Genomic DNA, 12,617 nt, shown 5'->3' on the forward strand with positions numbered 1-12,617 from the left:
TCTGTCGTAACCTGTTTACTCGAAAACAAACGCCGCACCGGTGGGGATGCCGTTCTCCGTGGCTGCCCGATCAGCGCCGACGACGGCCGTAGTTCCGTCACCGGCGAGTGCCAGTGACCGTCCGAAACGAACATTCGATCGTCCGTCCCCGGCGCTGAGTACAGTCTTCCGGTCCCACGAGCCTCCCGACCGGGTGACGGCCTCGACAGCAGTCCCCTGTTCGGTACTCGGCCTGACGATGAGGGCCGTCTCGCCGTCGGCGGAGAGCGCGACGTGCGCGTTCTTCCCGGGGTTGTCCGTCTGGCCGGGTGAGAGTGTCGCCGATCGGCTCCACTCGCCGTCCGCCCACTCGAAGACGGACGCCGGGCCGCCGTAGTCCCCGACGACGGCCGTGGTGCCGTCACTGGATATGCCGATCACACCGTCGCGTAACAGGAAGGTATCGTCGTCGATCGGGAGTGTCGATGCTTCGGCCCAGGACTCCTCAACGCCCTCGAAGACGGTGACCGAACCGCCCCCCTGGGAGGCGACGAAGGCTTTCGACCCATCACCTGTGAGTGCGACCGCTGATCCAACGTGGTCTGGTCCCCACCGTTCCTCGGGGGCGAACTTCGCGGCCTGGTGCCACTCCTCGCCGGATCGCTCGAAGACGAACGCCGCCCCCGGTGCCGGTCCGATCGAGTCGTTCACGGACGCGACCACGTCGTCGAAGGCCGACCCACCGGATACCGGCGGCGCACCGCTGGTCGTACTGAAGGCGTGGTAGGGTGCGCCGGCCAGCACCGTCCCCCCGTCGGCCGAGACCTCGACGGATTCGCCGAGCGCATTGGCAAACGCCACCGACCTGTCGGTGGTGTCATCCGCCACGTCCTCGATCAACCTCGCCCCCTGGCTCCACTCGCCGTCGACCCGTTCGAAGACGTACACCGCACCGGATGTCTGCATCGCGCGTCGCTCGTCGAACCCACACCCGACGACGGCCGTCGTCCCGTCGGCCGACAGCGCCACGCCGGCCCCGAACGAGTAGATTTCTCGCGAGGCGTCGGGAACGAGTTTCCCAGCTTGGGTCCAGGAATCGTCCGCGCGTTCGAAGACGTAGACTGCCCCCGTTTCCGTTCCAACGGGCGTGTCGGCTTGATATGCGCTGACGAGAATCGTCGATCTGTCCCGGGAAACGGCGACTTCGTTGCCGAACAGGCCGTCCGCGTCGCCGTCGTCGGGTGTGAGCGTCCTTCGCTCGCCGAAGGACTGGCCGGGGGCGGCAATGCCGCTACAGCCAGCAACCGCCGTGAGACTGGCTGTTCCGACGAATTTGAGGGCGTTTCGACGGCTCTCGTCCATACGCAAATGTTGTACACTTCAGTGATATTCTTTGTGATGATAACGTTGAACAAGGTTATGTGATGTCCGTTCGGACGGGTGCTGAACTGGGGGCAGCCGAACCGCGAGAGTTCAGTGCCGGCGAATTCAGGCGCGTTCGTCCCCGTTGGGTTTGTCAACCGCGTCCCCGGTGTCCCCCGTCCTCTTGCCAGTATCCTCCGTCGTTTCTCCCGTGGCTTCCGGCGTCTCTTCGGTCACCCCACCCGTCTCATCGGAATGCTCCGACATCGACGTGCCTCCCTGCGCTGATTGGTCGTCCGATTTGTTCCCTCCGGTAGGTGACTGTTCGGTCACGCCGTCAGTGCCCGCCGACTCGATGGGCTCGGGTTCGTCGTCCCCAGAATCGCTTGCTGGGTCAGCCGTTCCGCTCGGCCCTTGGCGCTGCTCACCGTCGGTTTCAGTGGCTCCCTCGCCCGATCCGGTGGTCGACTGCTCGTCCACGGAACCAGCATCGTCGACTGGCTGGGCCGACTCGACAGGGTGGGACGCACGGACGTCGGAGATGGTGCTCGATGCGGACGCTCCCTCGCCAACGCTTTCGACAGTGCCGGCCGACTCGATCCGGCGGATCGCGTCGGGACGGGCGATGACGTACACCGAGTCGCCACCCGAGAGGACGCGGTCACTGGCCGGCAGTGCCTCGATGCGATCGTCCGGCCCACCGGCGTGGATCGCGACGACCGTGACGGCGAGCGCTCCGACCGGCACCCCAGCCAGTGAACTCCCGTCGGCGATCTCGACGACGCCGAGCGTCTCGTCGGCGGCCCGAAGTAGTTCGGTCAACTCTCGGTCGTCGCGTTCCTCGATCGGGAGGGTAACGAGTTTGTATCGTTCCTCGCTCGACAACTTCGAGGCGTCGGCGGCGTCGATCGCGAGCGTGACGATCTCGCCCGCCGTCCCGCGGACCTCGGCGTTCAGCAGTCGGCGCTTGGGGTCGCGCTCCCACACCTGCACCAGGTCGCCGGCACTGGCCGCGTAGGCGGGATCGGCCCGAACCGCCATCGCAGCGCTCTCGGGCGGCAGCGTCGGGCCGATCCCCGCGGCACGAGCGCCGAGTCCGAGGTGGGTGACGGCCCCGTCGTCGTCGATCTCGATGTCGACGTGGCCGACGCGGTAGTCTTCCCGCAAACGGCGGGTCAGGCGGTCGCGCAATTCCTGGACAGTGAGACCACGCGGGAAGACGAACGTCTTCGCCTCGAGGGTCGCCTTCGTCTCGGCGTCGACAGGATCGTACCCGGGCACGTCGTCGATCTCTGCCGGGAGTTCGACAGTGATGACCCGACCGACGGCTCTGACGACCCGACTCACCGAATCGTCGAGTGCGACCTGATCGGTCCCACCGAGAACGGTCTTTGCCAGGTGATCGCCCACGGTGATTCCGACCAGGGCCGCGACGGTCCCGGCCGCGAGTGCGCTCACGTTGAACGCTGCGGCCTTGACACTTAGTGTGGTGGCTCCGTACATGACTTCCCCGAGTGCAGTCATGGCGTTGAGCAAGAGTGCGACCGTTGCGAGGGCGACGAGTACCGCCGGCGGGTTCGAGACCCGTTCGCGAGCGTACCAGCGATACGTGATCGCGAGGCCACCGGCCACCGCCGCGGCGACGACTGCGAGGCCGCCGATCTCGGCGGCGGCATCCAGCACGGTGCTCGCCCTGACGGACACCTGCAACGGGACGGCGTCGATCACGCGATCGTCCCCTCGAGTTCCGTGAGTCCGTCACGCGTCCCGACCGCGTACAGTTCAGTCCCGGGAGCGAGCGAGTGATCTCCCGGTGGATCGAACTCCCAGCCGCCCGTATCTCTGGCTGCGAGCACGACGACGCCGAACCGATCCCGGAACCCGGCGGTGCCCAGCGTCTCGCCTTCGAGGTCGCCGCCGGCCCGGACGGTCACCCGGCGGAACCGTTTGCCCGCCCGCCGGAGCAGCGAGATCAGGGCGTACTCCCGGCGAGTCCCGCGCGCCTCGACGATGACCGTCGCCCGATCCGACCGGAGTACGGCCTCCGCGTCGGTCCGACCGACTGCGACCGTAACCTGGCCGTCGCCACCTGTCGTCGTCGGCGCGCGGACCGATTCGAGGAGTCGTTTCTCAGTCTCGGACGACGATGTCGGGAGTTCGTCGGCCGACTCGGCTGGCTCGCTTCCTTCGCGTGCGGAGCGCGCGCTCAGGACGGTACCCCGGACCTGCGTGTCGGCCGTCACGACCGTCACCACGTCGCCGCGAGCGAGGCCGGTCGGCACCAGCGCGTCGACGGAGACTGCCCGCTTGCCGGATTCGACGCGTTTCGAGAGCCCCGAGAACGGCGGCGCGCCAGCGACGGTCGCCCGGCCGCGCTCGTCGATGGCGACCGAGACGTCACCGAGGTCGTATTCGTTGGTCAATCGTTCGGCCAGTCGGTTCTCCAGCGCCGGCAAGTCGAGGTCGGCCGGAAACGTCCACTCGCCCGCCCGGATCTCCGCGCGGAGGTCCTCGGGCAGCGGCGGGTATCCCTCGACGTCGGCAACCTCCCCGGCCACCCGCACGCGGACCTCGTTGCCGCCGACGGACTCGATCAGATCGAGGGCGAGCGTCCGCTCGCCGAGTGTCCGCAACGAGAGCTTCCGCGGCATCTCCGCGCCGAGCTGGTCACCCTTGCTGTGGGCGTAAAGTACCATCATCATGATCACGAGCAAAGCGACCAGGATCGTCGGCGCGTTCGCGGAGCCAGTGATCGACGGGTCCGCGAGCGCGAGCAGCCCGCCGTTGACGCCAGCCAGTGCGACCCCGAGGACGACCACACCGAATCCCGGCAGCGTGACGCCGGTGAGGTACTTGAACAGGAATCCGAGCGTCCAGGCGACCAATGCCGGGATGATCCCGGTGAGCACACCCAGGTAGACGCCAAAGAGTAGTGCGACCGGCAGCGATGGCATGGATGACGCTGACACGCCCCAGTCTCAAATCAGTACCGGCCGGCGACCACCCCGACGTCAGATCGGAAGCCCTCGCGATGCCGTCCCGGCAGACTTTACTCCCGGCCTTCGGTGTATTCGAGCATGGAAGAGCGACGAGGCTGGCTCGGCCCGAAGCTACCGATCCACCTCGCGTCGGCCGTCGCGATCCTCTCGGTCGTGACGGGGCTACTCAACGTCGGGACGGCCTCGATCGCAGGCCCGATCGCCGAGATAGTTCCATCCGCAATCCAGCAGACTGCTGGCTTTACTGGCTCGCTGACCGGCTTTCTGATGCTCGTCTCGGCGTATGGCTTGCGACGACGGTTGCGGGTCGCGTGGTTCTCCACAATCGTCCTGTTGCCCGTTACGGCCTTTCAGGGACTCGTCCAGTCGGCCGTCGTCTCGGTGCCGCTGGTGGTCCTTTCGGTACTTGCCGTGGCGCCACTGCTGGTGAATTACCGGCGATTCGACCGCCAGATCGACCTCTCGATCGGCCAGTTGGCCGCCCTCGCCGCGCTCGTCGGTACTCTGATTTATGGAACCGTCGGTACCTACGCGTTACGCGATGACTTCGGCGGTGTCGAAACGCTTACCGATGCCCTCTATTATACGGTCGTCACCGCTTCGACCGTCGGCTACGGCGACGTGATCCCCTCCGGCTCTGACGGCGCGCGGCTGTTCGCGCTGTCGGTCGTCGTCCTCGGGACGGCGTCGTTTGCCCTCGCGCTCGGCTCGCTCATCGGCCCGATGATCCAGGCCAGGTTCGCCCGCGCACTCGGAACCATGACACGCTCACAACTCGACCAGCTCGAGAACCACGTCCTCGTGGCTGGATACGGCGACCTCACCGAACCGATCCTTGAAGAACTCCAGACCGAGACTGACTTCATCGTCATTACGCCGGATGGCGATGCCGCGACCGGCCTCGGCAATCGCGACATCAACGCGATCGTCGGCGATCCGAGCGACGACGAGCCGCTGCGACGGGCCGGCATCGAACGTGCCCGTGCTGTCCTGGTAGCGACCAACGACGACGCCCAGGACGCCCTCGCGATCCTCACAGCCAGACAGCTCAACCCCGACGCGCGGATCGTCGCCGCCGCGACCGATCGAGACAACATCGAGAAACTCCGGCGGGCCGGCGCGGACTCAGTCATCAGCCCGGCTGTCATCGGCGGTCACCTTCTTGTCCAGTCGGCGATGGGCGGCGAGGGCATGGAATCGATCGCCGATCGATTGCTTGCAGTCGAGAACGACGACGACCTCTGAGGCCGGGTGAGAACGGGGCGGTTTTTATTGTATCGCGGTCACGTCCGGTCGTCGACGTAGTTTCGATCCACGATGGCGACGTCGGTGTCAACGTCCTCGAGTCGTTCGAAGGTCGGCGGCGAGATGAACCGCGACGTCGGTGACCGGTCCTGGCTCGATCCGACAATCACCAGATCGTAGCCAGCCGCATTCTCCGCAAGGAACGACCGGAGATCGTCGGCTGCGACCCGGGTTTCGATCCGCCCGGCGAACGGTTCGACGATGTCGGCGAGTAACTCCTCGGCCTCCCGGCGGTCACGTTCGGTATCGATACAGTGACAGACGCTGATGTGGCCAGTCGGACCGGCGAGGCGAGTCGCGAAATCGATCATGCTGTGGGCGACGCCCCTCGTCCGAACCGGGACGAGGATACGCCGCCACCGCGTTCGGCCGTCCTGGGACCGGTGGACCAACACGTCGATATCGCCGACGAACAGTTGTTTGATCGTCGGCGAGAGTCCGCCGTGGCGCTCCTGGTAGGGAACGGCGATCAGGTCACAGTTCGCTTCCCTGGCAGTGCGCGAAATCGTCGCTACGGGGATTTCGCCGTCGGCAGCGACGATGACGTCACACGGGACGCCGATCTTCGTCTCGATCCGTGCGGCGTCCGCTTCGAGGCGATCAGCGGCCGCCGAGACAGCGTGTCGCTCGGCGATTGCGTCGAGGGTCTCCGCATCGAAGTCGGCCGCTTCGAGAGTCTCTCGATCACTCGGAGTCAACGACGGATCGGCCTCCATCGAAACCCAGTCGTGGCTGGCGGGTGCATCAGTATCGAGCAGTTCGCGCTCGACACTGGCGACAGTCTCGTCGTCGACGATGTCGAGCAAGACGACCTTTCCTGCGTCGTGAGCGGCGGCGAGTCGGGCGGCGAACATCGCCGTCGCGTCGGCATCCTCTCCAAGCAACGGGACCAGCACCCGGTCGTCGCCACGTACCGAATCGTAGAGGAGGTCTGCCCGGTTCTCGTAGACGCCCTCGCGCCAGGCGACGAAGACGACGGCTACCAGCGACGCCGAGAGGAAGACGCTCAGGACGTACTCGATCTGTGCCGTCCCGGTGACGTGGACGAGTAGTGCCGTCGAGTACGCTGACGCCTCACGCAGGTTCAGGATCCACGTGACGGTCCCGGTCAGAAAAAGCCCGAGTGCGACGGCACCGCCATGTACCTGGTACTCTCCAGGGGGAACAGCATACCAGTAGCGCGCGGTCACGGCGAGCGCGATCCAGCCACACAACGCGCCGGCGGTCAGGCCGCCCACGAATCGGCGTGGCGAGGACGCTGGACTCTCCGGGTTCGTAAACAGCGAGTACGAGCCGGCGGCCAACGGTGGAAACAGGAGATACGGAAGCACGTCCAGCGCGTTCGACAACCACGTCACCACACCCATCAACACCGGGATGGCAAACAGCACCGAGAGGTGGACGAGATTCCGCGTATGTTCGACCCAGCGACGGAACGCACCGGCGCGATACCGCATGCGCCGTCGCACGCCGCGATAGGCCGACCCCGGACGACCGCTCATATACTTCGGCTACCGATCCGTGGCTCAAAACGTTCCCGATTCGACGAGCGTGGCTCGACGGGGGCTCACCCGAGTATATATATGACGACGTTGTTCATGGCCGGTCCTATTCCGACGGCCGTGATCAGCGCGAGGAAGAGGCTCCCGCGGGCCGGTCGCTCTTCGATGTACTCGGCGAAGGCAACGACGACCGCCGTCGCCAGGAGCAACTTCACGACCAGAAACAGCCAGCCGGAACCGATATACTCGGCCGTCGGTAGTTGCCCGGCGAAGTCCATGATCGTCGCCGGGATCGGCGTCCGTTCGTGGGCCCCGAGGACGTCTTTCCCGACCGTCGTGATGACGCCATCGAAGGCGTGTGCGAAGACGACGGCCACGCCGGCGACGCCCGTCCGGGCGACTTCGCCCGTCCATTTCAGGCTCACGAGGAAATACGTCGTGGCCGTCAGGACGAGCGCGACGAGGAAGGCGACGGTTGGCCACAGCGGCTGAAAGGACAGTTCTGGCCCCATCCCCTGCCAGATAATCACGCCGAGAAAGACGAGCAAGACACCGAGGCCAGTCGCCCCGAGATACGTCACGACCCGGTCGAGGCTGTTGGTGGCTGTTCCCAGGACGATCAACAGCAGCCAGACGGTCGCGACGAGGACGTACGTGGTCAGATAGACGGCAGGCGCTCCGAACAGGGGGCCGGCCCACTCGGGGTAGAGGCCAGGTGGATTCGGTATCTGATAGAAGCCATGCGCGATACCGCCGACGGCCATCCACGGGAGCAACGCGAGGACGTGACCTTTGCCCACGGGCGGTTCGAGGCCCAACAGCAGCAACGTCGTCAACAGGAGTCCGAGCCCGAGGACGACGAGATACGGGAGTGCCGGGACGACGAATCCACTCGGGAGTACCATATGTTGATAAACTTAGGCGTCAATGGAAAACGTTCCGGTCTGCCGGCAATCACGCGGACGAACGCAGGCTAACGAAAACGAGTACGGCGTCAGCGACGGCGTGCACCGATCAGCGCCACCGCGAGGAGAGCGACCATACTGAGGAGGGCACCGAACCCGGGACCGCTTGCCGTGGTCGTCTCAGCCGATTCGTCGGGACTCTCCCCTGTCTCGTCGCTTTCGTCGTCAGTCGTCGTCTCGGCATCGTCGCTGCCACTGTCGGTCGTTGTTTCGTCAACGCCCTCATTGTCGGTCGTTGTCTCGTCGCTTTCGTCGTCCGTTGTCGTCTCGGTGTCATCGTCAGCTGACGACGTTGTCGTCTCGGCATCATCGCCCATCTGCTGGGCGTCGTCGTTCGCCTGGGGCACCATCATGTTCGTCTCTACCGCCGACTCTTCGACCGTCACAGTCTGTGATTGTTCGTCCCACTCGCCCGGGGGGTAAATGACCGTATCCTCAGTGATCATTTCGTGTTCCCGGAGGGTCGCCGCATCCGGGTCGTCCGACTCGACCATGTCCTCCATCCGGAGGTACGTCGTCGGCGTCTCTCCACTGGCGTCGACGTACATCCCGTCGATCGAGCCGACGTCAGTCTCCGTCTCGACCATCTCGGTGATCGCCGAGAGGTTACCGAACTCGGCGTGGCCGTCGACGGTCACGGTCGTCTCGTTGACCGACGCGTCGAGACGCGAGCCGAGGAACTCGGCCGCGCGCAGTCGCGAGAACGGGTTCGTCTCCGTCGGTGTCGTCGTCATCGACGAGGACTGCTCGAAACTCCGCTCGAGGCTTTCGAGAGTCTGGTCGAACGTCTCGTCCTGCTGGACGAGTGTGGACCCGTTCATGACGAGTTGATCACCCTCCGTGGCTGCGTCGAAGGCCAACCGCTGGGTGCCGATCGCTGGGAGGTCGCGAGCGTCGCGTTCCTCGACGTAGGTGGCCCAGTTGTCGGTCCGCTGTTCCATCGAAACGCTCGCCTGGACCGATCCGTCTGCCATCGCAACGTCGATGTCCCACGTCGCGGTCTGTGCGTAGTCAGCCGCCCGCATCGCGGCGAACTGCGATTCGAGCTGCTCCGACTGGTTTGCGATCATGCCTGTTTCGTCGCTGCTCTCGAGGGCCGCCATGTAGGCGGACATTAGCTGGTCGTAGCCGGAGACGCTGACGTTCCAGCTCGCGGTGCCGGAACCCATCTCTTCGGCAGATCCCTGGTCGACGTCGAGGGCGACCGACACGTGCTCGATCGAGACGTTGTCGAGCGAGACGTCGAGATTCTCGGTCGTGTCTCCATCAGTCGGCAGCGTCGCCGTGCTCTGAGAGAGCGATTCGACGAGCCCCTGGCGGAGGAACTCGTGGACGCCCCGGAGTTCGACAGTGTACTCGACCTCGAGGTGGCCACCGTCGTCAGTCGACTCGAAGGCATACGAGTCCATCGTGAAATTGCTGGACCCGTCGAGCATCGTCGCAATCATCGTAAACTGTCCCGAGAGTGTCTGCGTGGCTTTCTCGCGGGTGTTCCACTGCTCGGCGGCGAAGGAACTGACGTTGTAAGACTGTCGGGCTTCGAGGACGTGGCCTTCGTCAGTCGCTCGGAGGTCGAAGGCGTACTCCTGGGAGTCCAGGCCGGGTCGGGCCGACCACTCGGCACTACCCTGGGTTTCGAGGGTCGAGGCGGTCGTCGTAACCGAACCGGTCGTCGTGAACTCGTCGAACATCATCGTGACCTGACTGGCATCCTCGGGGAGGGCAACGGTCGCATCGAGGTCCAGGTCGCTACGGGAATTCTCGGCCGTCGTCTCACTGTCGACGGTCAGATCGAGCGATTCGAGCGCCTCGGGCCGGGGCATCGCGAGCGACCCCGAGGCGTTGATACCTGACTGGTTGGCCGCCATCGAGAACGCGCCCGTGACGTTCGTCTCCACCGGTTGCTGGTAGCTGCCGAACACCAGCCCCTCGGTGACGTTCATGCCGAGTTCGCCCACGCCGTCGGCGCTAGTGTCGCCGTGAGACACCATGACGACGCTCCCGTCGTCGCTGAGGTAGGCCTCGTCGGCAGTGCTCGTGTTGTTCGTTGTCGGTACGTCCGGACCGTTGTCCGCAGCCACGACGGCTGTGCCCGCAAGCACGCACGTCGCGACCACTATCAGGACGGCAAACGTTCGTTTCGACATCGTTGCAATCCGAATGTACTGTAAACAGCCCAATAATTGTTACGACACGACCTGTGGGTGACTATCTGAACGTTCACGTACCAACGGAGAATGCTGTCGGTGTCCTGTTTCGCTGTGCTTTTGCCTCCCGGACCGTAGTGGTAGCTACGGATGGCCCGCTATTACATCGAGACGTACGGGTGTACGTCCAATCGCGGCGAGAGCCAGGCGATCGAGCGTCGGCTCCGCCAGGGCGGCCACTACCCCGTCGAGAATCCCTCGCGGGCCGACGTCGCGATCCTCAACACCTGCACCGTCGTCGAGAAGACCGAACGCAACATGCTCCGGCGAGCGACCGAACTCGACGAGCAGACGCCCGCGGATCTCGTCGTCACCGGCTGTATGGCGCTCGCTCAGGGCGAGGCGTTCGAGGACGCCGATGTCGACGCCGAGATCCTCCACTGGGACGACGTCCCCGAGTACGTCCGCAACGGCGAGTGTCCGACGGCGACCCCTGGTACCGAGGTCGTGCTCGACGACGTGACCGGCATCTTGCCGATCGCTCGGGGTTGTCTCTCGGATTGCTCGTATTGTATCACCAAGCAGGCGACCGGGACGATCGACTCGCCGCCGGTCGCCGGGAACGTCGAAAAGGCCCGGGAGCTCCTCGACGCTGGCGCACGCGAGATCCGGATCACCGGCCAGGACACCGGCGTCTACGGCCTCGAGAACGGCGAGCGAAAGCTGCCGGAACTCCTCACCCGGATCTGTGAACTCGCGGGCGACTTCCGCGTGCGGGTCGGCATGGCGAACCCGAAGGGCGTCTACGGTATGCACGAGGAACTCGCCGACGTCTTCGCCGCCCACGACGAACTCTACAACTTCCTGCACGCGCCCGTCCAGTCGGGCAGCGACGACGTCCTCACGGACATGCGCCGGCGTCACCGGACGCCGGAGTTCAAAGAGATCGTCGCGGCCTTCGACGACCGCCTTGACTACTGGACGCTCGCGACCGACTTCATCGTCGGGTTCCCGACCGAGACGGAGGCAGACTTCCAGCAGTCGATGGACCTGCTCCGCGATGTCGAGCCAGAGAAAATCAACGTGACGCGCTTCTCGAAGCGACCGGGGACGGACGCGGCCGAGCTGGACGGTCTCGGCGGGACGATCAAGAAGGAGCGGTCCTCGGCGATGACCGACCTGAAGATGGACGTCGTCGGGAGGGCCCACGACGCGATGGTCGGCGAGGAGCACACGGTGTTGCTGACCCAGGACGGCACTGAGGACTCGCTGGTTGGCTACGACGAGGCCCACCGCCAGGTCGCCATCCCCGAGGCAGAATCGATGGGGCTGGAGTTGGGGGACTTCGTCGACGTCGAGATCACCGGCCACAACACCGTCTACGCGCTCGGCGAGCCGATCCGCACCGTCGCGAAGACGGCCTGATCAGGCTGCGTCGCTGGCCCCGTCACGGACGGCAACCGAGGCGTACCCGACCACGTCGTCCCGCGAGCCGGCGGTGTCGCCGCTGGTGGCGTGGGCGAACACGTCGACCTGGCTGTCCTCCCCGTTCGCCCACAGCATCGCGGCGATCGCGCCGTAGCCACACACCGACAGCCCCTCGCGCTCGACGGTCTCGATCAGCCCCGCCGGATCGTTCGCTTCGATCCGGTCGAGCGCCAGTTCGTCGCGCTCGATCGCAACGTCGTGTGGTTCGTAGTGAGTGAAGTCGCTTGAGGCGATCACGACTGTCTCTTCGTCCGTGTGCGCCGCGAGTGCCTCCCCGAGCTGGCGACTCACGTCGGCGTCCTGTCGCCGGAGGGAGATCGGGAGCACCGCCAGATCGTCGTAGAGATACTGGAGAAAGGGCAACTGGACCTCGGCGGCGTGCTCGCTGGCGTGGGCGCGATCGTCGACGGTCGCGTCGGTCGAATCGACGATTTGCTCGCGGAGGTCGGCGTCGATCTGGACTGATCCCAGCGGCGTTCGCCACTCGTCGTCACCGGGGACGGCAACGGCAGCACCGACGCCCGTGTGGTTCGGCCCGAGGATGACGACCGTCTCGGGCGTCCCAGACTCCGCGAGCGCCGCGTAACTGTGGGCGGCGACGGGGCCGGAGAACGGCAGGCCGGCGTGTGGCGCGACGAGTCCGGCTATTTCGGGCGATCCAGCGGTTGCTGTCGGCACTGACCCAGGACCGACCGCGTGGGTAAACATCCCTTCGACTTGCTCGCGAAGGGGCGCTTCGTTGCGGACGTAAAACCGACCGGCGACCGCCGGCTGGCGGGCGCTATCCATCCCGCTCACCGCCGCTCGGTAGGCCGGAACCATACGTCTCCGTGGTTGCAGTGTGGGTCAGTGTCATACGAGACCCCCTAC

Annotated in this window: 9 protein-coding genes; 2 read left to right on the plus strand and 7 right to left on the minus strand. The window is 65.6% G+C overall.

Annotated features, from left to right (window positions below; all coding sequences use genetic code 11):
* Positions 1–15 precede the first annotated feature (15 nt).
* The 3 genes from HTIA_RS01260 to HTIA_RS01270 all read right to left on the minus strand — a co-directional run bounded on the left by HTIA_RS01260 (position 16) and on the right by HTIA_RS01270 (position 4,295).
* Positions 16–1,341, minus strand: coding sequence for an FG-GAP repeat protein (locus HTIA_RS01260; RefSeq protein WP_008525000.1), 1,326 nt, complete (start codon positions 1,339–1,341; stop codon positions 16–18).
* A gap of 126 nt (positions 1,342–1,467) precedes the next feature.
* Positions 1,468–3,069, minus strand: coding sequence for an ICP22 family protein (locus tag HTIA_RS01265; protein ID WP_008524999.1), 1,602 nt, complete (start codon positions 3,067–3,069; stop codon positions 1,468–1,470).
* Positions 3,066–4,295, minus strand: coding sequence for a potassium channel family protein (locus HTIA_RS01270; RefSeq protein WP_008524998.1), 1,230 nt, complete (start codon positions 4,293–4,295; stop codon positions 3,066–3,068). The genes HTIA_RS01265 and HTIA_RS01270 overlap by 4 nt, the downstream gene beginning before the upstream one ends.
* 123 nt (positions 4,296–4,418) lie before the next feature.
* On the opposite strand from HTIA_RS01270, the gene HTIA_RS01275 reads away from it, so the two are divergent.
* On the plus strand, positions 4,419–5,585 hold the full coding sequence (locus HTIA_RS01275) for an NAD-binding protein (RefSeq protein WP_008524996.1): 1,167 nt from the start codon (positions 4,419–4,421) through the stop codon (positions 5,583–5,585).
* Between the two features lie 38 nt (positions 5,586–5,623).
* Here HTIA_RS01275 and HTIA_RS01280 read toward each other — a convergent pair whose 3' ends face one another.
* The 3 genes from HTIA_RS01280 to HTIA_RS01290 form a co-directional block, all read right to left on the minus strand.
* A complete protein-coding gene (locus tag HTIA_RS01280; RefSeq protein ID WP_020935931.1) occupies positions 5,624–7,147 on the minus strand; it encodes an HPP family protein in 1,524 nt (507 codons plus the stop codon).
* 65 nt (positions 7,148–7,212) lie between these two features.
* On the minus strand, positions 7,213–8,052 hold the full coding sequence (locus HTIA_RS01285; protein WP_008524992.1) for a DUF63 family protein: 840 nt from the start codon (positions 8,050–8,052) through the stop codon (positions 7,213–7,215).
* Positions 8,053–8,141: 89 nt separating this feature from the next.
* Positions 8,142–10,259, minus strand: a complete 2,118-nt coding sequence (locus HTIA_RS01290) for a PGF-CTERM sorting domain-containing protein (protein ID WP_008524990.1) — start codon at positions 10,257–10,259, stop codon at positions 8,142–8,144.
* A 150-nt stretch (positions 10,260–10,409) separates the two neighbouring features.
* On the opposite strand from HTIA_RS01290, the gene HTIA_RS01295 reads away from it, so the two are divergent.
* Positions 10,410–11,684 (plus strand): tRNA (N(6)-L-threonylcarbamoyladenosine(37)-C(2))-methylthiotransferase, encoded by a 1,275-nt coding sequence (locus HTIA_RS01295; RefSeq protein ID WP_008524989.1) that lies wholly within the window; start codon positions 10,410–10,412, stop codon positions 11,682–11,684.
* Here the strand turns inward: HTIA_RS01295 and amrB are convergent, their stop codons facing one another.
* The gene (gene amrB, locus HTIA_RS01300; protein WP_021029411.1) at positions 11,685–12,569 is read right to left on the minus strand and encodes an AmmeMemoRadiSam system protein B; all 885 of its coding nucleotides are present in this window, start codon (positions 12,567–12,569) and stop codon (positions 11,685–11,687) included.
* Positions 12,570–12,617 lie beyond the last annotated feature (48 nt).

Origin of the sequence: Halorhabdus tiamatea SARL4B (genome assembly GCF_000470655.1) — an archaeon.
Classification (GTDB): domain Archaea; phylum Halobacteriota; class Halobacteria; order Halobacteriales; family Haloarculaceae; genus Halorhabdus; species Halorhabdus tiamatea.